Raw genomic sequence first — 20,536 nt, 5'->3', positions numbered from 1 at the left:
AATAAGCCGTCCATTTGTGCCCAATGCTCCAGACTCAGCGTAGTTCAATACCCCTGGGTCCGTAATGCAGCGAGTTGGTTCAGGTTGCAGTCCAATACACCAGCACTCGGGCCATTATTGTTGAGCACTACGTTGAGTTGAGTCATGTTTTCGACCACATTGCTGCTGCCCAGCAACCGGGTGTTTTGCAGCAACCCGCCTTGGGCGACCTGTTGCAGGCTTGTGCCCTGGTTGTTGTTGGCGGTAATGGCCATCTGAACACCACCGCTCGTCGCGGATACCGCGACACTGCCTGCAGCATTGCTGCCGGTAATGGTTTGACCGGCTACCAGCGCCTGGCCCTGGCTCGGCACCAGTGCAGGGGCCGTGCGGGCCTCTTTGACGTTGATGGCGATGTTGTTGTTTGAGCGGTTGCCATCGCCTGCGGCCCGTGTGACCTGGGTGATGCCCCGAGAGGTGTTCAGTTCGGCGCCACCCATCACGTTACCGGTACCCTCGTTGTGCGAACTGCCTTTACCGGATTGCTTGATGGTTGAAACATAGAACTCGGGCTTGACCGTTGCGGCTTGTAGCTGCATCGAGCTAGAGGCCCCGATCAGATCATCACTGGCGTTGCGCCAGGTACTGCTCATGACAACACCGAAGCTGATGATCCGCCCCGGCATTACATACCGGCCACGCAACTCGGCCAGTTCCTGGTCATTGATTTCGATGGGTCTGAACTCATCAGCAAAACCTGAAGTGGTCGCTGCCAGACAGGCAGCGACCACCCAATACGAGGTTTTCATTTGCTGCTCCCGGAGCATCCTGCCCCCTATCATCTTATTGGCGATTAAAAGAAGTCGCTCTGTATGAAGCCAAAATCCATCAACTCAGCATCTTTGACCGGGTTGAAATTATCCAGCTTGTTCTTGGCTGTCAGCGGTTCCGGTGGACTGCGTAACGCATTGGTTTTGTCGTAACCGGGACCGATGATTGCGAAAATAATGCCATTCCAGCCTTTGACAAAGTCATCATGGGAGTAGCGTTTGTGTCCGAGTACCGGGTCGCCGATATAGACCCAGTTCTTGTCCGCCCGCTGCAACACCACGAAGTGCTTGTAGCCGCGAATTTCCATCAGTACCACCACCGGAATCGTCACTGCATCGAGTCTTTCAGGCGGGATCTTGTAGCCCCGGGCGCGCATGCCGATGCGTTCTATGTAGCGCCTCATGTCCAGCATGGAAAAACCCTGGGTACGCACAAGCTCCTGGTCTGCGGTGACCAGCATGCCTTTGATGATGTGCTCCTCATCGACGTCGAGCCAATAGGCCTGGCGCAGTATCGTTGCCAGCGCGGCGGCGCCGCAGCTGAAATCGGTTTTTTGTTCGACGATGTCGCTGAACTTGCGCTCACGCAAACTCTGTACGTGCTTGTACACCAGCACGCCACCCGGCAGGGCGGCGACCGGCATCTGTGCAGCCTGGGTCAGGCCAGACAGGCAGAGCAGGGCGAAAAGGGCCGTCTTACGCATGGACGATACGCCTTCAGACCGAGGAAAAGCGTCGTCGCCGAGGCTTTCATGACGGTCGCGATTATGGGCATGATTTGCAGCCTGCGGCGATGGACAGCGAGTTGCTTTGCTGGTTGCCGACGCCGGACGATACGTTGGCTCCGCCGTTGCCGGAGAAGCTGTTCATCGAGCCCGTGATCGAAGCATTGTTGGTTACAGGCGGTCTCCAGCCTTCTGGCGTCATCACTTGTTGTGTGGTTATGCCGGACAGACCGAGTACACCTACGGGTACGAAATCAGTCCTGGCGTTGTTGGTGACTTTCAGCCCGGACGTGCTTTGGTTCGCCGCCGCCGCGGCTACTGCTACACGGCCGCCGGAAACGGCAATCGCCAGGTTGTTTTTCTGTTGGTTGAAGTCGCCGGTGGTCACGTTGATGCCGATGTTGCCGGAACCGCTGTTGCCAGCGTTATTGAGCGTTGTGTTGTTGGTGTTGGAGTGGTTCCTGGCGGTGTTGCCGGTGCTCTTCTGAGTCGCGCTGGAGACGGTGACGGCGGAGCCGAAGATGAAGGCTTCGTCAGCCGTGGCAAGGGCGGCGGCGTTGTCTTGCTGGTTGCCGTTACCGGCTGCAACGTTGGCGCCCATGTTGCCGTTGGAGTTGTTCAGGGAGTTATCGATTTTGGCGTCGTTTTTGGTGCCCCGGTTCACTACCCCGCTGTCACTGCTTTCCTGCGAGTCCAGCACGGCGGCCCCGGCGCCTGCGGTAATCTGCAGAATCTGATCCAGCGATGGGCCATTAGGCGGTTGGTTGCTGCCCTGTCCATTGCCCTGCACGGGATCAGCCTGAGCTGCGAATGCCATCAATGCTGCCAGGGCGAAAGCCAGTGGTTTGAGAGCAGTTGTCGGGTTCATGGTGTTTCTCCGTGCTCATTAGTTGGTCAAGTGTTGGTGCTTCCCTAATCGCACTGTATCGGGGGTCAGTCAGCGACCCGGATGGTCAGGGTGTTCGCCATTCGGTTCCCCACCCCGGCACTCTGGTTCACCTGGATCACACCCCGGCTGCCGGTGAAGGCCTGGTCGCTTGTCACGACCTGGCGACTGCCGTTTGGGGTGCCAGTTGCTCCCGAGTTCGGTAACAACGCCACGTTCTGTTGAGAAAGGGCGCTATCGTCAACGGCTTGCGGTGCAGCGCTGATGCTGATGCGCATCGCATTGGCCATCTGGTTGTTCGCCCCGGCGCCCTGGTTGACACCCAGCACGCCGCTGCCATTGCTGAAGGCGGTGCCGCCGATTGTGGCCGTTGCGTCCATCGACGGATTGGCGGGCGAGGTGATTTTCTGCTGGACACTGGTGGTCGCACCGGCTTGGGTACCAATGGCGATCGCGCGGACGTTGGCCTGCTGCTGTTGATCGCCAGCCGCCTGGTTGACGTTGAAGTTGCCGCGGTATTGAGCACCGGAATCCTGGAGGGTGGCGTTGTTCACCGAACTGACGCCCGAATCGGCCATCACGCCGGTGCAGCCGAGCAGGGCCAGTAACAGGAGGGAACGAATCATCTCATTGGCCTCCGGCCATTCTGCCCAGTGAGCCGAGGCCGCTGTTCATGGCACGATTGATGGTTCCGGAAATTGCGCCGCCACTGCCACCGCCGTGGCCGACGGACATGCCGGGCATACCATTGGGGTTGGTGACGACGTTGAGACCTTGCAGGCCACCCAGGCCTTGCCCGTTGTTGTGGTGAAGGGCCGCTCCGGTGGTGACCCCGGCAATGTCGGCGTCACTGAGTTCGCCGGTGACGTGGGCCGACGGGTTGGTATTGACGGTGGTCGGGGTCGGATCCCGGCCGCCGCTGCGTCCGATAGGCGTTGGGTGAAGGGTACGATCAAGCACGATGACACCGTTGCCTTCGGCTTGTACGTTCAAGCTGAGAACAGTACTGGCAACACTCGCGATCAGCAGGAGGCACATCAAGCCTCTTTTATTGAGAATCCCCACAGTGGTCATTCCTTCTTTCCTGGCTGGCCCTGGTCAGCCGTGAAAGGGAAAGAGCGAAAGCTGTGCCGGTTTTTGAATATGGCTTTGATTCAACGGCTTAGGGAATTTGTCAGGGAGCGCTTTGTCGGGGATGTTTCATCGCTGAGACAGCGCCCATCGCGGGCAGCCCGGAAATACAGATGCACCCCCTCTAATGACCCTCTGTAGGAGCGAGCTTGCTCGCGATGGTCGTTAACGATGCCGCGTGTTAACTGACTAAACGCAGCGCCCTTGAGTCCATAGTCGGAACGCCGCCCGGAGCAAGCTCGTTCCTGCAGAGACCTTGACTGAACAGCATTACCCTCTGGAACGAGGGTTCCAGTGATGCTGTATCAATGCCTTAACAAATCCGCTGGCCTAACGATGAAGGGCGTTGAAATGGGCGGTCTGCGAGAGGGCGGGTGTTTCAGGAACGGACATTTTTCCCCAAAACAGGTGGGGCGAGTAGGGAAATTGCCCCAAACACCGGTCAGGCGTCGAGCAATCGGGTCACGGCGTCCAGAGCCTGGAGTCGGCGTTCTGTCCAATCTCCATGCAATACTTTAACCGGTTGTGCGTGGTGTTCAAGCCAGGCGAGGGTCTGGTCGAAAAAAACCTGGCGCTCACTCAGTCGGGGCTGACAACGCTGACCGTCGTCAGTCCATTGGACGTGTTCCGGCGACAGCAGCAGGTGCAAGTCGTAATGCCGGGCCAGGAGCGCTTGTTCAATCCAGGCGGGGCAATCGCCAAACAGGGTTTGGCTCCAGAGGATATTGCTCAGCAGGTGCGTGTCAAGGATGAGCAAAGACGGTTGTTGCGCCCGCGCTTCGTCTTCCCACGCCAACTGACCGCGGGCGATGTGCGTAATGTCCGCCAACGTGGTGTCCCGCGGGTTCTGCTCGATGAACCAGCGCACATACTCGTCAACCAGAAGCCCGCCGAAACGCTGTTGCAACTCGGCCGCCAGCCAGCTTTTACCGCTGGATTCGGGGCCTGTGAGTACCAGGACTTTCATGCGTGCAAAGCCGGATCGGCGCGCCATTCGCGCCAGCCCTGCACGGCGATAACGGTGAACAACCCGTACAGCGTGGCGGTCAGGTACAGGCCTTTATAGATGAACAACCCGACGAAAATCACATCCAGGGCGATCCACAGCGGCCAGCACTGGATACGTTTTTGCGCCATCCAGACCTGCGCCACCAGGCTGAACCCGGTCAGCGCAGCATCGAGCCAGGGTTGCGCAGCGTCGGTCCAGCGGACCATGGCCGCTCCCAGCAACAGGCTGCCGAGTGCGCCAATGGCGAGGCTCAACGCCACGGACCGGCCATCGAGCCGACTGACTTCGCGGCCATGCGTGGTTTCACCCACCCGTGTCCACTGCCACCAGCCGTAAAGCTGCAAGGCGGCATAGACGACTTGCAGCAGCATGTCCGAATACAGCTTCACCTCGAAAAAGATCCAGCTATATAGCAGCACCATGACCAGGCCGATGGGCCAGCACCAGGGGTTCTGTTTGACCGTCAGCCAGACGGCAATGACACCGAGGGCGGCGGCAAACAGTTCAAGCCCGGACATGGAGGTTCCTTGGGGAAATCGAAGAGGGGGGCCGATTGTAACCGGATTGGCGTGCGCAATCTCGTTGCGAGGGGCGTGCCCCACTGAAACGTGAAGCGCTCCTGAAATATGCCGTGGCTTGCCGGTTTCATCGGGTTCGATCGCCGCGGATTCTTGTTCCTGTCATAAACCATTGCCAGCATCCAGCCACGCGATGTCGCACGAGCCTGTGCGAGCGTCGCCCGGACTTGTCTGATAGGATTTCGGCCCCGCGCGGGCAAACCTGATTCAGGGTGGTTTTTTCACAGGATTTTTACGCTGCTGTGGTGATCCTTGGCGCGTGGGGCTTCAGTACGCTGACCGCAATGAAGGCTTTTGAAAAATACTAACGGGGCATGCCGACGCGCATAGCCTTTTGGGGGATTGATGGATCTTTGGACCGCCTTTCAGGCATTGATTCTTGGGGTTGTAGAAGGGCTGACCGAATTCCTGCCCATTTCCAGTACCGGCCACCAGATCATCGTCGCCGACTTGCTCGGCTTCGGGGGCGAACGGGCGATGGCGTTCAACATCATTATTCAGCTGGGTGCCATCCTGGCGGTGGTGTGGGAGTTTCGACGCAAGATTTTCGACGTGGTTATCGGTCTGCCGACCCAGCCGAGTGCGCGGCGGTTTACCGCGAACCTGTTGATCGCGTTCTTGCCGGCCGTGGTGTTGGGCGTCATCTTCGCCGACCTGATCCACAAGTACCTGTTCAACCCGATCACCGTGGCAACGGCGCTGGTCGTGGGCGGGTTCATCATGTTGTGGGCCGAGCGCCGCCAGCATGAAGTACATGCCGAAACGGTGGATGACATCACCTGGAAAGATGCCCTGAAAGTCGGCTTCGCCCAATGCCTGGCGATGATCCCGGGCACTTCGCGTTCGGGCTCGACGATCATCGGCGGGTTACTGTTCGGCCTGTCGCGCAAGACCGCTACCGAGTTCTCGTTCTTCCTGGCGATGCCAACCATGGTCGGCGCAGCGGTGTACTCGGGCTATAAGTACCGTCACCTGTTTGTCCCGGCGGATTTCCCGGTATTCGCAGTCGGCTTCGTCACGGCGTTCGTCTTCGCGATGATTGCGGTTCGCGGGTTGCTCAAGTTCATCGCCAACCACAGCTATGCAGCATTTGCCTGGTATCGCATCGTTTTTGGCCTGTTGATTCTGGCAACCTGGCAATTCGGCTGGGTTGACTGGAGCGCGGCCAAGCCGTGAGTGACTCGCGCTCGCGCAATAACCCCGGACGCCAGTCCGGGGGACAGGTCCGCCATTCACGGCTGAAGTGGCTGGTGTTTGCAGCCCTGTGCGCGTTGCCGCTGTCCGGTTCGGTGTCGTCATGGCTGCATGGGGCGTCGCTGATTCCCCTGGGGGCCTACGGTATCGTCAGCGTCGTGACGTTTTTCCTGTACTGGAGCGACAAGCGCAAGGCCCGCGCCGATCAATGGCGCACGCCGGAGAATGTCTTGCACGCGCTGGAGTTCGCCGGAGGCTGGCCCGGCGCGTTGCTGGCCCAGCAGGTGTTTCGGCACAAAACGCGCAAAGTCTCGTTCCAGTTGGTGTTCTGGATCATCGTGCTACTGCACCAGGTGTTCTGGATCGATCACCTGTTCCTCGGCGCGCACCTCTTAGCCTTGTTCCAATAAAGAACGCCCTAAAGCAAGAGTCCGACTTGAGTGCGCTTTGGCAGTCTGCTCACCACCAATTGGTGGGAACGCTGCAGCAATTCCTGTAGTTCTTCGCTGCCGAGCGGGTAGGGCGTTTCCATGATGATCCACTGGGCGCGCGCCAGATAAGGCGCCGGGTGAATCCCCGGGCGGTCGCAATGACCAAGAAACACATCCTTGTCGACCTTGAAGGCCAGGGAATCACCCCGCAGGCCCTGCAAGGCGAACATCTTGTTCCCGGCAATCGAAAACACCCGTACGCCTCCCCATTTGTAATCTTCCCGCGCTCCAGGCAGGGCGAGGCAAAATTGCGCGACATCCTCTTCGCTCATCCGTCCAGCGCTCATAACAATCGTTCCCCACAGGCATTGAAGGATTCAACCAGATGGTCAATCCAGGCGCGTACCGCCGGCATCACCCCGCGTCGATGAGGATAGACCGCTTGCAGCCAGCCACCGGGCAACGACCAGTCGGGCAACAACTGCACCAGTGAGCCGTTTTCCAGTTCCTGCTCGCAATACATCATGGGCAGCATCGTAAAGCCCTGGCCGGAGAGGGTGCTGGCCTTGCGCACGATAAAGTCATCGATGCCCAGCCGGGCCTCGAGCGCGAGCTCACAACTTTTGCCTTTTTGATCCAGCATGCGGATGTGCACCATACGGTCGGCTTCCAGTGCGCCGAGCACCGGCAGGCTTTTCAGATCCTCGGGATGGTTGATCTCACGGCCGACGAGAAAACCGGGACTGGCGACCATCAGCATCTGCGCCTGACGCAGCCGGCGGGTGACCAGCAGCGGGTCTTCGTCGCCCGGTTCCCGCACACGCAGGGCAACGTCAATGCCTTCGTTCACCAGGTCAACCCGCCGGTTGAGCAGCATGACCTCCAGCTGGACTAGTGGAAACCGTTCCAGAAAGTCGCTGATCACCCCCGGCAATATTTCGTGGGCCAGCCCGACCGGGCAGGACACCCGTAAACGCCCGCGGGGCTCGCTGGACATGCTGGCCACGGCCTCGTCGGCCATTTCCGCCTCCAGCAGCATTGCCTGGCAGTGCCTGAGGTAGCGTTCACCCACGGCGGTCAGCTTCAGCTGTCGAGTGGTGCGTTGCAGCAAGCGCGCGCCAAGGCGTTCTTCCAGTTCGGCGATGCGGCGTGACAGTCGTGACTTGGGGATGCCCAGCAATCGTCCGGCTGCCGCGAATCCCCCGGCTTCCACGACTTTGGCGAAGTAATACAGGTCGTTGAGGTCTTGCATGATGTGAGCCTGATTGTTCTATCTGTGAGACGAACTATCGCATTATTGCCGTCTAATCAGCTATTGGTTTCGTATGTAGGATTAGTCCCATCAGATCGCCCTTGTGGGCGATCCTCACTTGGAGATCCCACATGAAACTGCTGCATATCGATTCGAGCATTCTTGGCGACAACTCGGCTTCCCGTCAGTTGAGCGGCGAAGTCGTTAAAGCCTGGCAAACCGCCGAGCCAACTGCCGTGGTGACTTACCGCGACCTGGCCGCCGACGCGATCAGCCACTTCTCCGCCACCACTCTGGTCGCCGCCGGCACCACCGCTGAACTGCGCAACGCTGCACAACAGCACGAAGCCGAACTGAGCGCCTCGACCCTGGCCGAATTCCTCGCTGCCGATGCCGTGGTGATTGCCGCACCGATGTACAACTTCACCATCCCGACTCAACTGAAGGCCTGGATCGACCGCATCGCCGTTGCCGGTCAGACCTTCCGTTACACCGAAGCCGGTCCTGAAGGCCTGTGCGGTGGCAAGAAAGTCGTGATCGTCTCGACTTCCGGCGGCATGCACGCCGGTCAGGCAACCGGTGTTGCCCACGAAGAATATTTGAAGTTGCTGTTCGGTTTCATCGGCATCACCGAGATCGAAATCGTCCGCGCCGAAGGCCTGGCTTATGGTGACGACGTTCGCAACAAAGCCATGAGCGCTGCTCACGCGCAAATCAGCGAGCAACTGTTCGCCGCTGCGTAAGGCTTGCGTAAAAAACACAACCGTTCAGGTAACACCCTAAAAAACTCTGTATTCTGGCTACGCAAGTACCAGCTACGGAGTTTTTTGTTTCTGGTCGTTTCAGATTGTGGCCTGACTTATGCAGTCAAGGGTTCACGTCTCAAGTCCGGTAACAGGGTGGGGCATCCCATGATGCGACTTTGTGCAACTTTACTGATTTGTCTGCTCAGCAGCCTGAATACAGTGCACGCCGCGCCTGCACCGCATCCTCACTGGAGCGTCGGCTTCCATGAGATGACTTTTCTTGACCCGCTGGACCTGCAGCCGATGCGCGCCATCGCCTTCTATCCTTCCAGTGACCGGGAGCACACCAGCAAGCTCGAGGGTTACACCGTCGAAGCCGGGGAGGACACCAAAGTCGCCATTGGCCGGTTCCCGATGCTGATGCTGTCCCACGGTAACACCGGCACCCCGCTGGCCCTGCACGACCTCGCCACGTCGCTGGCACGCAAAGGCTTTGTCGTGGTGGCGGTGATTCACCCCGGTGACAACTCCAGGGACCACAGCCGCCTCGGTACTTTGAGTAACCTGTATGGTCGGCCGATCCAGATTTCTGAAGCCATCACCGCTACCTTGGGCGACCGTATGCTGTCGCCGTTCGTCAATGCCGATCAGGTGGGCGTCATTGGCTATTCGGCCGGTGGCGAGACCGCATTGATTCTGTCCGGCGCGACCCCGGACCTCGATCGCCTGCGCCGTTACTGCCAGGAGCGTCCCGATGACCGCGATGCCTGCAACACCCGGGGTGAATTGATTGTCGACCGCGACGACCTGCAACCGGTGGCTGATCCTCGTGTCCACGCCTTGATGCTGATGGCGCCCTTGAGCCTGAAGTTCGGCCGCCACACCCTGGCCGATGTGCATGTGCCGGTGCTGCTTTATAGCGGCGATGGCGACAAACTGGTGGCTGTCGACAAGAACGCCGCAGCACTGGCGCGCAAACTGCCGACGGCGCCTGACTTCAAGTTGTTGGCGGGAGCAGGGCACTTCGTCTTCATGGCGCCGTGCAATGACGAGCAGATCGTGATCATGCCCGCGCTGTGCACCGATGCCGACGGCGTCGATCGGCAAGACATTCACCGCAATCTGATCTCTGAAGCCGGAAGCTTCTTCTCGCGAACCCTGGGCAGGGCGACCCGGGCCGGGATGCAGACCGCTGATCAGTAATTCCCCCCCCCTGTAGGAGCGAGCCTGCTCGCGATAGCGGTGGAACCTGCACCACATAAGTTACCGTCGGAGCGATATCGCGCGGTGCTTGAGCAGCAGGGTCAGCCCCAGGCCCGTCACCGACAACAATGCCGCACTGAAGAAAATCCACGCATAACCCAGGTTCAGCGCCACTGCGCCCATCAATGGGCCGGCGATGGCCAGCGCCAGGTCGAAAAACACCGCATAAGCACTCAAGCCTGCGCCCCGACTGGAGTCGGGTACCTGCTTGATGGCCTCGACACCCAGTGCCGGGTACACCAGGGACAGGCCAAATCCGGTCAGGCCGGCACCAATGAGCGCATACCCGGTCGAAGGCGCCAGCCACAGCAGCACCAGGCCAACCGTCTCGATGCACATGCAGGCAATGGCCGAGGTAAACCCGCCGAAACGGCTGATGGCGGATATGAACAGTAGCCGCGCCAGAATGAAACACGCCCCGAACACGGTCAGGCAGTAGGCCGCGCCGGTCCAGCCGCGATTGACGTAGTACAAGGTGATAAAGGTCGTCAGGGTGCCGTAGCCAATGGACGCCAGGCTCAGGCTCGCGCCAAACGGCGCAATGCGCCCGAACACCGCCCAAAACGGCAGGCGCTCACCGCGTACCACGGGTACTGAGGGTTTGTTGCGAATCAGCAGCAGTGCGGCCAGGGCCAGCAGCGACAGGGAGATGCCAAGGCTGGCGAAACCGAGTTGTTGCACCATTACCACGCCCAGCGGTGCACCGATGGCAATCGCACCATAGGATGCGATGCCGTTCCAGGAGATCGACCGCGCGGTATGTTCAGCGCCCACCTGGCCCATGCACCAACTGATGGTGCCGACGCCGATCAACCCTTGGGCCATCCCCAGCAACAGGCGCCCGGCGATCAAGATCAGCAGGCTGAGCAAGGGAAAGCCTTGCAACAGGGTCGACAGCAAGGTCAACACGCCGCTGAGCACGATCCCCACCAAGCCATAGATAATTGCGCGCTTGGTGCCAACGCTGTCGGACATCCGCCCGGCCATGGGCCGGCTGAGCAGGGTGGCGAGGTATTGCGAGCCGATGGTCAACCCGGCCACGATGGCGCTGAACCCGAGTTGCTCGTGGACATAACCCGGCAATACCGCAATCGGCAAACCGATGCAGAGGAAGGCAATGAAGGTATAGAAAACGATGGAGACGATCTGCAGGGTGATCGCCATGGCGCTTTGCGGAGCAGCTTGCTGCACAGACATGAGGGCTCGTTCGCGGGCGGCGGTGGGAGAACTGCATGATGGCGCGGCGGTGCGATAAAAGAAAGCAGGCTAACTAATTTTTGCAGTCATTGATGGCCTCTTCGCGAGCAAGCCCGCTCCCACGGGTTGCGCATTCAAATTGTAGGAGCGAGCTTGCTCGCGATGGTCGTCAACGATAACGCGTGTCTACTGGTTAAACGCGGTGATCTTGACTCCATCGCGAGCAAGCTCGCTCCTACAGCTGCCTTTAGAACACCACACCCTGGCTGCGCAGGTAGTCGTCGTAGGTGCCGCTGAAGTCGGTCACGCCGTTAGGGCTCAGCTCGATGATGCGGGTGGCCAGGGACGATACGAACTCACGGTCGTGGCTGACGAAGATCAGCGTGCCCGGATAGTTTTCCAGCGCCAGGTTCAGCGCCTCGATGGATTCCATGTCCAGGTGGTTGGTCGGTTCGTCCATCACCAGTACGTTCGGCTTTTGCAGGATCAGCTTGCCGAACAGCATGCGGCCTTGCTCACCACCGGAGATAACCTTGACCGACTTGAGGATCTCGTCGTTGGAGAACAGCATGCGACCCAGTGTGCCGCGAATGATCTGCTCGCCCTGAGTCCACTGGCCCATCCAGTCGAACAGGCTGACGTCGTCTTCGAAGTCATGGGCGTGGTCCTGAGCGTAGTAGCCCAGCTCCGCGCTTTCGGTCCACTTCACGGAACCGGCGTCCGGGGTCAGCTCGCCCATCAGGGTGCGCAGCAGGGTGGTCTTGCCGATACCGTTCGGGCCGATGATCGCTACGCGCTCGCCGGCTTCGACGGTGAAGCTGAAGTTCTTGAACAGGGTCTTGCCGTCGAAGCCCTTGGACATCTGCTCGATGGTCACGGCCTGACGGTGCAGCTTCTTGGTCTGTTCGAAGCGGATGAACGGGCTCACGCGGCTCGATGGCTTGACTTCGGCCAGCTGGATCTTGTCGATCTGCTTAGCGCGGGAAGTGGCCTGCTTGGCTTTCGAGGCGTTGGCCGAGAAGCGGCTGACGAACGTTTGCAGTTCGGCAATCTGGGCTTTCTTCTTGGCGTTGTCCGACAGCAGTTGCTCGCGGGACTGGGTCGCGGCGGTCATGTACTCGTCGTAGTTGCCCGGGAACAGGCGCAGCTCACCGTAGTCCAGGTCGGCCATGTGGGTGCAGACGCTGTTGAGGAAGTGACGGTCGTGGGAAATGATGATCATGGTGCTGTTACGCACCGTGAGAATGGATTCCAGCCAGCGAATGGTGTTGATGTCCAGGTGGTTGGTCGGTTCGTCGAGCAACAGCACTTCCGGATCGGAGAACAGTGCCTGAGCCAGCAACACACGCAGTTTCCAGCCCGGAGCCACTTCGGACATCGGACCGAAATGCTGTTCCAGTGGAATCCCCAGGCCCAGCAGCAGCTCACCGGCGCGGGATTCGGCGGTGTAGCCGTCCATTTCGGCGAATTCGGTTTCCAGTTCGGCCACGGCCATGCCGTCTTCTTCGCTCATTTCCGGCAGCGAATAGATGCGGTCGCGCTCGGCCTTGACCTTCCACAGCTCTTCGTGACCCATGATCACGGTGTCGATCACGGTGAATTCTTCGTAGGCGAACTGGTCCTGGCGCAATTTACCCAGGCGCACGTTCGGCTCCAGCATGACCTGGCCGCCGGACGGCTCGAGGTCACCGCCCAGAATCTTCATGAAGGTCGACTTGCCGCAACCGTTGGCGCCGATCAGGCCGTAACGGTTGCCACCGTTGAACTTGACCGAAACGTTTTCGAAGAGCGGCTTGGCGCCGAACTGCATCGTGATGTTAGCTGTGGAGATCAATTACCTTACCTATCAATGGGTTAGAGCTGGTCTTTTTTGCCTGATACCGATTTGATACCAATCTGGAGCTTTTCCAGCTCCGCCCAGTCTGAGCTTGAGTTGAGCCAACGCGCATACGTCGTCAGCAACATTTGGACGCTGTGGCCAAGCTGCTGAGCGATGAATGCGGGGTTCATGTTGGACATTAAGCATATTGTCGCATAAGTATGACGGCAGTTGTACGGCGGTCGATATAACACCGAAAGCGCTTTCAGTGCCGGCCCCCACTGTTTGTGCAGATCGGAGGTCTGTTTCACGTACTCGCTGTTCTTCGACGGCGGGAACACGTAGGGCGTGGTCTTCACCTTGCCAATGCCTTTGGCGCGGCGCTCGGCGTACTGGCGGGCGAACACCAGCGCGTGCAGCGCTCGCTCGTTTAGCAGCACGAACCGACCCTTTCCGGTTTTTGTGCGCTCTTCTACAACACCCAACGCCACTGTGCGGCAGACATGAACCTGACGCTTCACCTGGTCAACGGCATCCCAGCGGAGCGCGGCGACCTCAGACAGGCGAAGCCCGGTGAAGAACGCGAACTCAAAGAATGCGGCATAAATTCCACTGGGCCAATGTTGTGTCTGGTACAGGTGATCGATGATTCGGTTGGCTTCGTCCAGGGAAAATGGGTTGATCTCCTTGCGCCCCCGTTTTGGGAGATCGATCATCTTGGCCGGATTTTTCTTGATCAGCTCTTCAGCAACGGCCGCCTCCAAGATTGTTGAGAGCTTGACCAGGGCGTTGCGCCGGACACCTGGTGACGTCCACTCCGTGGCCGCAATGATGCGGCGTAGGAGGGTGGTGGTGATCAGGTCGATACGTACCAGTGCCAGCGGCGGAATCCAATACAGGTTGAGCGCACCCTTATAATTGTTCCGCGTGCCTTGGGCGATGACTCGGCCATCAAGCCATAACTGGGCGTACTCATGAAAAGTCGGGATGCCGCCAAGCGATAAGGTCGAGTTCGGGAACAGCTCGGCGTACTTGGCGTCATCCAAGAGGCCGAGCTTGATCAGGTTGTCTACTTGATCGCGTAATTGGGATGCAGCTTTAATGCCTTTCTGCGTCGTGGGGAAGGGGAGTGTTTCGCTTCGGCGGGTACCGTTCCAAGTAAAACGAATCCGGAGGGATTTGCGGAAGAGTTCAACTCCATCGGGCAAATCCATTGTGCTTCTTCCCATTCGTAATATCTCTTCCTGCTGTACATGATTCGGTTGCCCAGCTTGTTCCAGACGCCTTCGGGTATCTGTTTGCGAGCGCGCCGGGTTGCGAGTGCTCTAAATGAAATGCCCAGGATGTGGGCCATGACTTCTTCCGATACCTTGTCTACTTCGGGATGGGGCAGCGTCTCCGGTTCGATATTGGCCATCACTGATTCTCCTTTGCGCGCCTTACACCCGCGTCCGTGACGCCTTGGGTCAAGCCGCCAAGGGCGGCAAACAGATCAATAGCCTTGATCATGCAGTCATCCTCGGGCGGTGATCGCCCTGCATCAGCTCCATCACTCGGCCATCCTTTACCATAGGCGGTGCTTTTGCGACCCTCGAAGGGGGCCTATACCCCATGACAGGCTGCGCGAGCGGGCGACTCTGAGCGTTTAGCGTTGCTTCCTTGAGGGCTGCCCCGCGCAGCATTCGGTGGGGTATAAGTGCCTCGGCAGTGCCGCAGGGAAGAGCAGTAATGCCTGCTGCTGTGCAGCAGAGACTGTTTTTTACAGGCGTGTCGATCCCGCTATTGTTGCGGAGCAAAGCGGGCTGCACTTGCGTGTTGGCCTGTGAGTGCTTCATGCCGCTTTCCTCCGGTGTTCGATAGCGAGTTGATCCATCAGGCGCTGGTGAAACGTGAGCCGGGCTTCGGTGGCGGACCATGGACGGATGGTTTCAACCATAGGTTCAATGCCGACCAAACAATCCCAGATGGCCGGATCGGTTGGCATGAGGTCGCGGCGTTCGGTAGCTAGTGCGATCAGGTCGGCCTGGCGAACGCAAGCGGGCAGTTCGGTGGGGATGTCGAAGCGTTCACAGACGCGCAGCCAAGTCCAGTCTTCAAAGTCCTGATACGCATGCATCCATAGTTTGAGGGGGCGTGTCATGTCGCCCAGGTAGGCCTCTGTGGCGTCATGGAGTAAAGCCGCAAGCTTGTGTTCTTCCGGCACCAGCTCGGCGACGATGCAGCTGTGTTGGGCCACGCTATAAAACTCTCGGGTATGGCCGTTGAAGCGGCACAGGTGTGCGAGCGAGTGGGCGATGTCTCGTGGATCGATCATGTCGGCATCGGGCTCGAACAGGTCAAAGCGCTTGCCGGTATGGGTGAGGATGCAGTTCATGCGGCCTCCTTCACGAGATCGGCCAACAGCAGGGCGTTGTGGGTTGCCTTGTGCAATTTACGCAGAGCGTCCTTACCAATCAGCTCAGCCAACTGCTGGTCGAACTCTTTACGAAAGCGAGTCAGCTCCAGCAGCTCAGTGGTGGCTTTGGAGAATTGCTGTTGCAGTGCGCCGGCAGCTTGTGGGGTAAGACGTAGCACTGGGTTAACTCGATTCATGCTGCATCCTCCTGAACTACCGGCTCCAGAAGGGCTGCCATGGCGAGCGCTTGATCGCGAAGCGCACGAGTGTCTCGATCGAGTTTTTTGCCAGTGCGAAGTGCGCTAAACGTCTCTGCGGCGATTCGCAGTTTTTCTGCGATATCCAGCAGGGTTTGGCGTGCGGGTTCCCCCAGTTTCGAGGCGACCAACGCGCGCTCGTAGTGGGCGTGTAGTTGCTTGTGGTGATCGCGAGCCTGGTCAAGCGAGAGCGTCATTTTTTGGATCGTCTCTGAGTTTTCAGAGTTCTGAATGTCTTTGCCTTCGTCGATCCCTTCAATGCGTCCATCGATCAAGCCGCCGCGATAGCCTGCCCAATAGGTGAGGCCGACGACAAGGGTGAAAGCGATCAATGCGCAAATCTGAATTGCGGTCATGTGGTGTGCTCCTGGTGGTTTTGCTTGGCCGGTGGTGGCAGCCGTTCGGTTGTGGGGTTACTCCGTTGTTTCGTCATGCGGTCGCAGCATTTCTTCGTCGGCCTTGTAGGCACGGATATCAATCAGTGAGGCGACGTGTCGGATGTGTGCGTACTTCGGGGCCTTGCGGCTGTTGTCCAGCGTGGTAATCGGTAGTTGAATTCGGCCGTTGTTAATCTCCGCCACAAACGATTGCTCGTTGAGATTGCGGAAATATTGTTCACGCACTTTTTCCAGCGGAATAAGTACGTCGCCGAAGATGCGATAGAGCAGCTCTACAGTCACCGATTCCGGTGCCGGCATCAGGCGCAAGGGATTTTGGCTGACGTCCTTCATGCTGCGTCCTTGCTCGTGTTCACTGGGTGTAGATCTTTAAGCGCCTCTTCTGCTGTCTTGCCAAAACCCATCAAGCGCAAGCCATCAGGATTGCCGTACATAAATGCAGCAAGCGAGTGCGACTGGGATTCGCGAATGCAGAGGGTGGTGTCATGCATATTCATGCCCAGCTCCGCCGCCAGAAATTCGACAATGGCCGCCAGCTTGCTGTGTTCCTGGTGCGCCAGAATCAGTGGCACCGTATCGAGCAGGGCGACGGCGCGGATCTGGTTCATCGCTTCGGCAATGTTTGCCTGGGTCCGTTGCTCCGCAGGAATGCGCAGTAGATCGATGAGGTGTTTATCAATCAGGTTGCTGTTCATGTGGGTTCTTCCTTTTGGGGTGATTCCATGCGTTCAGGCAGTGCGTCTTGGTCAGCTCCCGCAGATGCTCCGGCACTTCGAGGAGCGCGGCGTTGCGCTCCTCGCGTGTGCGCATGGCAACGATCTGGCGGGCGTACTCCCTAGGCCACGTCACGGTTGTCGGCCGGAATGGCGGGCAGTTCGAGCCCCAACTGCTCGGCCAGCCAGCGCATGCCGGCTTGTCGGATCTTGGTCGACTGGCTGTATTGCATGCCGGCGGTTTCGTGATACCAGGTGCCGTCCTTGATCCGCAGATACTCGCGGTCGCGAACTGGGAATGCCGGCAGGCGACGGTCGTTGAGAAGGCCTTTCTCGCGCATGAGCGCGATCAGTTTGGGTCGAGTGATGCCGAAGTACTTCGCGGCTTTTTCCAGGCTACGTTCCATCTCGGCCTCCTAGGCAGCATGCGCAGCGGGTGTCGCCAGCGCAGCTAGGTGGTTGATGGATTCGGCCACTTGCTCGTAGATCTCGGCATCGTTACCGCACACGGTGAAGCACTTTGTGCGCGGACGTTTCACGCCGATGCTCATGATGGTGGTGACGCCTGGACGGGTTTGTGTGCGATGGATGGCAACGTGGATGGGAAGATCGAAGCCCATGTCGAGGCTCAACGAGCCGCCGGTGCGCACAAGCGCGAACACTCTCTGCCTGTTCTCGATATTAAACCGAGCATATTGGCGACTTGCGTGAGGGAGATTCAGTGGGTCGGCGGTGTTGCTGGGGTCGATAGGGCCGTTGGCGATCTCTTCGATAAAGTCCGCCAGCTTGAGATGCATCTTTTTTTCGTTCTGCAAGGTCAGCGTGTGGCGCTCGCTGCCCAGTTCGACGGTGAAGAGGGTATCAATTGGGCTGCGTTCAACCTTCAGGCGAAACGCCAGTGCTTCGCGTTGTTGCGTCGACCGTAGGGTGTGATTGAAGGTCTCGCTCAGATTGACCTGGGCGTTGAGCAGTTGCAGGGTGCGATTGTCGAGTTTGAACTTGCTCATGCTGCGTGCCCTCCGCCATTCGGATCGAAGGGCGCAGGTGTTGCACGGGCTTTAAGCTTCGGTTTGGTGGCGACAAACGCACACCCGTATTCGCGGGCTAGACGGCGGATTTCAAAGATGTGAAACGGACTGGCAGCGGCCGGATGGACGTGCAGGGTGGCGGTGGTGTGCATGGTATTGCCTCGCTCTGTGGTGGAAGAGTGAGGCAAATATCAACCAGTGGTTGATTTGTGTCAACAACCATTGATTGATTTTTTGTCGATTCGCATCGTTCAGGGGTAAATTGGGATGCAAACGAGACCGATCGAGCAAGCGGATACGGTTATAAAAGGCTCCAGTAGACTAAGGAATTTATAATGGGGTGGCCGGGTGAACAGCTGGTAAGCCGTCTTATTGAAACGTTGTCAGAAAAAGGCATAGGGAATCTTCTTCGACCCGGACAAATAAAAAGGGAGGGCTTAGCAAATATCACGGTTGATAGAGCCAAAGCACTCGTAGGCGCTCAAACTGAAAGGGAAATTGAGGAGATAAGATCGGGAAAGAAAGATATTTCCGAGTTTTCATTGGAACTAACGTTTGCCAAATCGGGACGTGCTCACTCCAATGTTGATACGCGAATTGACCCTGTGGTTGATGTTGAATCGCTGAGGCTGATTGGCGAGTCTAGAATTCTGAGTGACGCTATACGTCGCGAAGTAAATACCGCAAGCACTATCTTGTATGCAGAGGAAATATTGCGTGAGGATAGTTCAGAACCTCCTGAAGATAAAGTCGATGAGGACTGGTTGTTTCGCTGGAGAGATTGCGCAGGTGAGGTGTCTGGAGAGGATTTACAGATTCTTTGGGGCAGAGTGCTTGCTGGTGAAGTAAAGTCACCTGGGACGTATTCTTTACGGTGCCTTGAGTTTTTGCGCAATCTTTCGCAATCTGAAGCAAAACTTATTGAAGTAATGTGCAGTCTTGCTATCAGTGATTTTATCTGGCGACCAGACAAAAACAAATATCAACTTCCGCTAAGTTTTAAGCAGCTTCTCGAGCTCGAAGAGCTTGGGGTCATAGGAGGAGTTACAGGCGGTCTAAGTCTTGACCTGCATGACAGCGATGAAGAAGGTTCTGAGTGGCTTGCGCTCATTATTTCAAATGGTAAATGTCTGATTGTTAATCATTCGGATAAAAAAGTAAATCTGCGAATATCAGCTTATGCAATTACAAAACTTGGTATGCAGTTATTGAGCTTGGGTAGTTTCAAACCAAATTTGGATTATTTGGAGGCGATGGGGAAAAGTTTTATAGGGAGTGGGTTCAAAGTTAAAGTGGCTGATGTTGCAGAGGCCACACCTGAATACACTTCTTGGGTTAATGCGGTGGATCTTAAATAGGGTTCTACTCAGGTATAAAGGAGCCTACTACCTTTCCACAGATATGAGTCTCTTCCGTGATATCAATGATTGGATATTGCGGATTAATTGGTCTCAAGAATTGGCGCCCTGCATCCTCAACCAGAATCTTAAAGGTAGCTTCATTTGTGCGAGGTACTCGAGCGATCACTCGATCACCAGTTTTGGTTTCCGCTTCAGGGTCAACGAAAATAATACAGCCTGTTGGATAGCTGCGACCTGGCCCAGGATTCGTCATCGAATCACCCAACACCTTTAAAGCATATCCTTGGTTACTAATCGGAACAGGGCATGATAGCCAAGAGTCTGCATCGTGGGCTTCAAAATTCGAGATGGCCTCACACCATGCACCAGCCTGTACCCAGGAGATTAAAGGAACCTTGCCAAAGTGCTGACTGATTACGCTTATGTTGCTCCCACTCCCATAAGGAAGTTGCTGAACGTCGCGTTCGCTAGTCTGTTCTTTCGGCAGTACACCGTATTCCAACCATTCCCGACGAACCTTAAGCCAAGAGCAAAGCGCTGAAATGCTGTCAGCCTCGGCCATCGCTTCGCCATTCAGCCATTTGCTGATGGCCTGAGTAGTCTTATCAACTCCCAAACTCTTCAATTGGCGATGAATGTCCACCCCGCGGCCTCTGCTGCGTACGCCGGCATCGTTAAGGGCTTCGTGTAGGCGCTCGCTGAAAGCTGCGCGGAGTGTATTTTTATCAACCATGAGTTGAGAGTCTCATAAAGGTTGCGCAATAGTCAGTTGATCTATAACATCAACCACGAGTTGATAAATGGAGGTTTCCATGTTGGACCCCGCAGATTTTCCGAATGCCATCGCATTCGCTTTTGAAGCCGTAGGCGGCATTGGGGCCGCCGCCAAAATTTGTGATCGGAGCTATCAAGCGCTGAACAAGTGGCGTCAAGCGGCATGCTTGCCGCGAACCGATTACACCGGTGAAACCCAATACGCTTCTCTTCTGGCGACAGCTGCGAAGCAAAAGGGGAATGTGTTCGAAGCCACTTGGCTTTTGCATGCTGCCGCACCTCATAGGGCTGCAGCATAGTTAGAAAAAAGGCGACCCAAGGGCCGCCCAGTTTCTCCCAGCACGCACCACCACAGCGCTGTTGGGTCGCAGTAAAGGTAGGCGGGCACACCACATGCTAACCACCTATCTTAACTGCGCTTTCCAAGGCACGGATGCCTTGGTGTTGCTGCCTTTTCCACCACAGATTGGGCAGCTGTTGCGCCAGGGGTGAGCAACGGATTGCTCGCCTCGGCACGGTGCCGGTGTCGATCCCTAAGATCTAACCGGCGTTTGGGCCTCTTCAAGCCAC

The 20,536-nt window shown here is 57.6% G+C and carries 27 protein-coding genes; 6 read left to right on the top strand and 21 right to left on the bottom strand.

Features of this window, described 5'->3' with window-relative positions; all coding sequences use genetic code 11:
* Positions 1-44: 44 nt before the first annotated feature.
* The 7 genes from RS887_RS22190 to pnuC all read right to left on the bottom strand — a co-directional run bounded on the left by RS887_RS22190 (position 45) and on the right by pnuC (position 5,078).
* Positions 45-806: a hypothetical protein gene (locus RS887_RS22190; protein WP_322617047.1), complete on the bottom strand. Its 762-nt coding sequence runs from the start codon at positions 804-806 to the stop codon at positions 45-47.
* A 26-nt stretch (positions 807-832) separates the two neighbouring features.
* Entirely contained in the window at positions 833-1,513 is a 681-nt protein-coding gene (locus RS887_RS22185) for a C39 family peptidase (RefSeq protein WP_322617046.1), read from the bottom strand.
* 61 nt (positions 1,514-1,574) lie between these two features.
* On the bottom strand, positions 1,575-2,402 hold the full coding sequence (locus RS887_RS22180; protein WP_322617045.1) for a heme utilization protein: 828 nt from the start codon (positions 2,400-2,402) through the stop codon (positions 1,575-1,577).
* Between the two features lie 65 nt (positions 2,403-2,467).
* On the bottom strand, positions 2,468-3,046 hold the full coding sequence (locus RS887_RS22175; RefSeq protein WP_322617044.1) for an adhesin: 579 nt from the start codon (positions 3,044-3,046) through the stop codon (positions 2,468-2,470).
* A 1-nt stretch (position 3,047) separates the two neighbouring features.
* Positions 3,048-3,494, bottom strand: coding sequence for a hypothetical protein (locus RS887_RS22170; RefSeq protein WP_416339998.1), 447 nt, complete (start codon positions 3,492-3,494; stop codon positions 3,048-3,050).
* Positions 3,495-3,993: 499 nt separating this feature from the next.
* Positions 3,994-4,518 carry an AAA family ATPase gene (locus tag RS887_RS22165; protein WP_322617043.1) on the bottom strand — a complete coding sequence of 175 codons (525 nt, stop codon included), beginning with the start codon at positions 4,516-4,518 and terminating at the stop codon, positions 3,994-3,996.
* On the bottom strand, positions 4,515-5,078 hold the full coding sequence (gene pnuC / locus RS887_RS22160; RefSeq protein WP_322617042.1) for a nicotinamide riboside transporter PnuC: 564 nt from the start codon (positions 5,076-5,078) through the stop codon (positions 4,515-4,517). The genes RS887_RS22165 and pnuC overlap by 4 nt, the downstream gene beginning before the upstream one ends.
* Positions 5,079-5,483: 405 nt before the next feature.
* On the opposite strand from pnuC, the gene RS887_RS22155 reads away from it, so the two are divergent.
* Both RS887_RS22155 and RS887_RS22150 read left to right on the top strand, forming a co-directional pair.
* Positions 5,484-6,314, top strand: coding sequence for an undecaprenyl-diphosphate phosphatase (locus RS887_RS22155; RefSeq protein ID WP_322617041.1), 831 nt, complete (start codon positions 5,484-5,486; stop codon positions 6,312-6,314).
* Complete coding sequence (locus RS887_RS22150; protein WP_322617040.1) at positions 6,311-6,742, top strand: DUF1294 domain-containing protein; 432 nt, start codon at positions 6,311-6,313, stop codon at positions 6,740-6,742. Before RS887_RS22155 ends, RS887_RS22150 begins: the two co-directional genes overlap by 4 nt.
* 8 nt (positions 6,743-6,750) lie before the next feature.
* Here RS887_RS22150 and RS887_RS22145 read toward each other — a convergent pair whose 3' ends face one another.
* Together RS887_RS22145 and RS887_RS22140 are read right to left on the bottom strand one after the other, a co-directional pair.
* Positions 6,751-7,110 (bottom strand): MmcQ/YjbR family DNA-binding protein, encoded by a 360-nt coding sequence (locus RS887_RS22145; RefSeq protein WP_322617039.1) that lies wholly within the window; start codon positions 7,108-7,110, stop codon positions 6,751-6,753.
* Positions 7,107-8,015 (bottom strand): LysR substrate-binding domain-containing protein, encoded by a 909-nt coding sequence (locus tag RS887_RS22140; protein WP_322617038.1) that lies wholly within the window; start codon positions 8,013-8,015, stop codon positions 7,107-7,109. Before RS887_RS22140 ends, RS887_RS22145 begins: the two co-directional genes overlap by 4 nt.
* A 131-nt stretch (positions 8,016-8,146) precedes the next feature.
* On the opposite strand from RS887_RS22140, the gene RS887_RS22135 reads away from it, so the two are divergent.
* A complete protein-coding gene (locus RS887_RS22135) occupies positions 8,147-8,758 on the top strand; it encodes an FMN-dependent NADH-azoreductase (protein ID WP_322617037.1) in 612 nt (203 codons plus the stop codon).
* 168 nt (positions 8,759-8,926) lie between these two features.
* Positions 8,927-9,964, top strand: a complete 1,038-nt coding sequence (locus RS887_RS22130) for a dienelactone hydrolase (RefSeq protein ID WP_322617036.1) — start codon at positions 8,927-8,929, stop codon at positions 9,962-9,964.
* Positions 9,965-10,024: 60 nt separating this feature from the next.
* On the opposite strand, the gene RS887_RS22125 is transcribed toward RS887_RS22130, so the two are convergent.
* The 11 genes from RS887_RS22125 to RS887_RS22075 form a co-directional block, all read right to left on the bottom strand.
* Positions 10,025-11,221: an MFS transporter gene (locus RS887_RS22125; RefSeq protein WP_322617035.1), complete on the bottom strand. Its 1,197-nt coding sequence runs from the start codon at positions 11,219-11,221 to the stop codon at positions 10,025-10,027.
* 247 nt (positions 11,222-11,468) lie between these two features.
* Complete coding sequence (locus tag RS887_RS22120) at positions 11,469-13,055, bottom strand: ABC-F family ATPase (RefSeq protein WP_033044478.1); 1,587 nt, start codon at positions 13,053-13,055, stop codon at positions 11,469-11,471.
* 20 nt (positions 13,056-13,075) lie between these two features.
* A complete protein-coding gene (locus tag RS887_RS22115; protein ID WP_322617034.1) occupies positions 13,076-14,269 on the bottom strand; it encodes a tyrosine-type recombinase/integrase in 1,194 nt (397 codons plus the stop codon).
* A gap of 602 nt (positions 14,270-14,871) precedes the next feature.
* Positions 14,872-15,414, bottom strand: a complete 543-nt coding sequence (locus RS887_RS22110) for a phosphohydrolase (RefSeq protein WP_322617033.1) — start codon at positions 15,412-15,414, stop codon at positions 14,872-14,874.
* Positions 15,411-15,632: a hypothetical protein gene (locus tag RS887_RS22105; protein ID WP_322617032.1), complete on the bottom strand. Its 222-nt coding sequence runs from the start codon at positions 15,630-15,632 to the stop codon at positions 15,411-15,413. Before RS887_RS22105 ends, RS887_RS22110 begins: the two co-directional genes overlap by 4 nt.
* Positions 15,629-16,048 carry a hypothetical protein gene (locus tag RS887_RS22100; protein WP_322617031.1) on the bottom strand — a complete coding sequence of 140 codons (420 nt, stop codon included), beginning with the start codon at positions 16,046-16,048 and terminating at the stop codon, positions 15,629-15,631. Before RS887_RS22100 ends, RS887_RS22105 begins: the two co-directional genes overlap by 4 nt.
* 57 nt (positions 16,049-16,105) lie before the next feature.
* Entirely contained in the window at positions 16,106-16,423 is a 318-nt protein-coding gene (locus RS887_RS22095) for a pyocin activator PrtN family protein (protein ID WP_322617030.1), read from the bottom strand.
* Positions 16,420-16,785: a hypothetical protein gene (locus RS887_RS22090; RefSeq protein ID WP_322617029.1), complete on the bottom strand. Its 366-nt coding sequence runs from the start codon at positions 16,783-16,785 to the stop codon at positions 16,420-16,422. Before RS887_RS22090 ends, RS887_RS22095 begins: the two co-directional genes overlap by 4 nt.
* Before the next feature lie 140 nt (positions 16,786-16,925).
* On the bottom strand, positions 16,926-17,210 hold the full coding sequence (locus RS887_RS22085) for a phage antirepressor KilAC domain-containing protein (RefSeq protein WP_322617028.1): 285 nt from the start codon (positions 17,208-17,210) through the stop codon (positions 16,926-16,928).
* Between the two features lie 9 nt (positions 17,211-17,219).
* Complete coding sequence (locus RS887_RS22080; RefSeq protein ID WP_322617027.1) at positions 17,220-17,810, bottom strand: hypothetical protein; 591 nt, start codon at positions 17,808-17,810, stop codon at positions 17,220-17,222.
* The gene (locus RS887_RS22075) at positions 17,807-17,983 is read right to left on the bottom strand and encodes a hypothetical protein (RefSeq protein ID WP_322617026.1); all 177 of its coding nucleotides are present in this window, start codon (positions 17,981-17,983) and stop codon (positions 17,807-17,809) included. The genes RS887_RS22080 and RS887_RS22075 overlap by 4 nt, the downstream gene beginning before the upstream one ends.
* A gap of 183 nt (positions 17,984-18,166) precedes the next feature.
* Between RS887_RS22075 and RS887_RS22070 the strand changes: the two genes are divergently transcribed.
* Positions 18,167-19,189, top strand: coding sequence for a DUF2806 domain-containing protein (locus RS887_RS22070; protein ID WP_322617025.1), 1,023 nt, complete (start codon positions 18,167-18,169; stop codon positions 19,187-19,189).
* Between the two features lie 4 nt (positions 19,190-19,193).
* Here RS887_RS22070 and RS887_RS22065 read toward each other — a convergent pair whose 3' ends face one another.
* Positions 19,194-19,925, bottom strand: a complete 732-nt coding sequence (locus RS887_RS22065) for a LexA family protein (RefSeq protein ID WP_322617024.1) — start codon at positions 19,923-19,925, stop codon at positions 19,194-19,196.
* Positions 19,926-20,004: 79 nt separating this feature from the next.
* Here RS887_RS22065 and RS887_RS22060 point away from each other — a divergent pair, with 79 nt between their 5' ends.
* On the top strand, positions 20,005-20,265 hold the full coding sequence (locus tag RS887_RS22060) for a hypothetical protein (RefSeq protein WP_322617023.1): 261 nt from the start codon (positions 20,005-20,007) through the stop codon (positions 20,263-20,265).
* The last annotated feature ends 271 nt before the right edge of the window (positions 20,266-20,536 follow it).

It is taken from the genome of Pseudomonas sp. BIC9C, assembly GCF_034541995.1.
GTDB classification, from domain to species: Bacteria; Pseudomonadota; Gammaproteobacteria; order Pseudomonadales; family Pseudomonadaceae; genus Aquipseudomonas; species Aquipseudomonas fluorescens_CC.
The sequence above is the reverse complement of the archived record's forward strand: the minus strand, read 5'-3'. Positions and strand labels throughout refer to the sequence as shown.

Coding starts and splice junctions, on each gene's coding strand:
- RS887_RS22095 (WP_322617030.1), bottom strand. CDS start 16,423: ATGAAGGACGTCAGCCAAAATCCCTTGCGCCTGATGCCGGCACCGGAA.
- RS887_RS22170 (WP_416339998.1), bottom strand. CDS start 3,494: ATGACCACTGTGGGGATTCTCAATAAAAGAGGCTTGATGTGCCTCCTG.
- RS887_RS22065 (WP_322617024.1), bottom strand. CDS start 19,925: ATGGTTGATAAAAATACACTCCGCGCAGCTTTCAGCGAGCGCCTACAC.
- RS887_RS22155 (WP_322617041.1), top strand. CDS start 5,484: ATGGATCTTTGGACCGCCTTTCAGGCATTGATTCTTGGGGTTGTAGAA.
- RS887_RS22190 (WP_322617047.1), bottom strand. CDS start 806: ATGCTCCGGGAGCAGCAAATGAAAACCTCGTATTGGGTGGTCGCTGCC.
- RS887_RS22145 (WP_322617039.1), bottom strand. CDS start 7,110: ATGAGCGCTGGACGGATGAGCGAAGAGGATGTCGCGCAATTTTGCCTC.
- RS887_RS22115 (WP_322617034.1), bottom strand. CDS start 14,269: ATGGGAAGAAGCACAATGGATTTGCCCGATGGAGTTGAACTCTTCCGC.
- RS887_RS22110 (WP_322617033.1), bottom strand. CDS start 15,414: ATGAACTGCATCCTCACCCATACCGGCAAGCGCTTTGACCTGTTCGAG.
- RS887_RS22140 (WP_322617038.1), bottom strand. CDS start 8,015: ATGCAAGACCTCAACGACCTGTATTACTTCGCCAAAGTCGTGGAAGCC.
- RS887_RS22125 (WP_322617035.1), bottom strand. CDS start 11,221: ATGTCTGTGCAGCAAGCTGCTCCGCAAAGCGCCATGGCGATCACCCTG.
- pnuC (WP_322617042.1), bottom strand. CDS start 5,078: ATGTCCGGGCTTGAACTGTTTGCCGCCGCCCTCGGTGTCATTGCCGTC.
- RS887_RS22085 (WP_322617028.1), bottom strand. CDS start 17,210: ATGGAACGTAGCCTGGAAAAAGCCGCGAAGTACTTCGGCATCACTCGA.
- RS887_RS22060 (WP_322617023.1), top strand. CDS start 20,005: ATGTTGGACCCCGCAGATTTTCCGAATGCCATCGCATTCGCTTTTGAA.
- RS887_RS22080 (WP_322617027.1), bottom strand. CDS start 17,810: ATGAGCAAGTTCAAACTCGACAATCGCACCCTGCAACTGCTCAACGCC.
- RS887_RS22100 (WP_322617031.1), bottom strand. CDS start 16,048: ATGACCGCAATTCAGATTTGCGCATTGATCGCTTTCACCCTTGTCGTC.
- RS887_RS22075 (WP_322617026.1), bottom strand. CDS start 17,983: ATGCACACCACCGCCACCCTGCACGTCCATCCGGCCGCTGCCAGTCCG.
- RS887_RS22165 (WP_322617043.1), bottom strand. CDS start 4,518: ATGAAAGTCCTGGTACTCACAGGCCCCGAATCCAGCGGTAAAAGCTGG.
- RS887_RS22105 (WP_322617032.1), bottom strand. CDS start 15,632: ATGAATCGAGTTAACCCAGTGCTACGTCTTACCCCACAAGCTGCCGGC.
- RS887_RS22180 (WP_322617045.1), bottom strand. CDS start 2,402: ATGAACCCGACAACTGCTCTCAAACCACTGGCTTTCGCCCTGGCAGCA.
- RS887_RS22175 (WP_322617044.1), bottom strand. CDS start 3,046: ATGATTCGTTCCCTCCTGTTACTGGCCCTGCTCGGCTGCACCGGCGTG.
- RS887_RS22090 (WP_322617029.1), bottom strand. CDS start 16,785: ATGAACAGCAACCTGATTGATAAACACCTCATCGATCTACTGCGCATT.
- RS887_RS22135 (WP_322617037.1), top strand. CDS start 8,147: ATGAAACTGCTGCATATCGATTCGAGCATTCTTGGCGACAACTCGGCT.
- RS887_RS22185 (WP_322617046.1), bottom strand. CDS start 1,513: ATGCGTAAGACGGCCCTTTTCGCCCTGCTCTGCCTGTCTGGCCTGACC.
- RS887_RS22070 (WP_322617025.1), top strand. CDS start 18,167: ATGGGGTGGCCGGGTGAACAGCTGGTAAGCCGTCTTATTGAAACGTTG.
- RS887_RS22130 (WP_322617036.1), top strand. CDS start 8,927: ATGATGCGACTTTGTGCAACTTTACTGATTTGTCTGCTCAGCAGCCTG.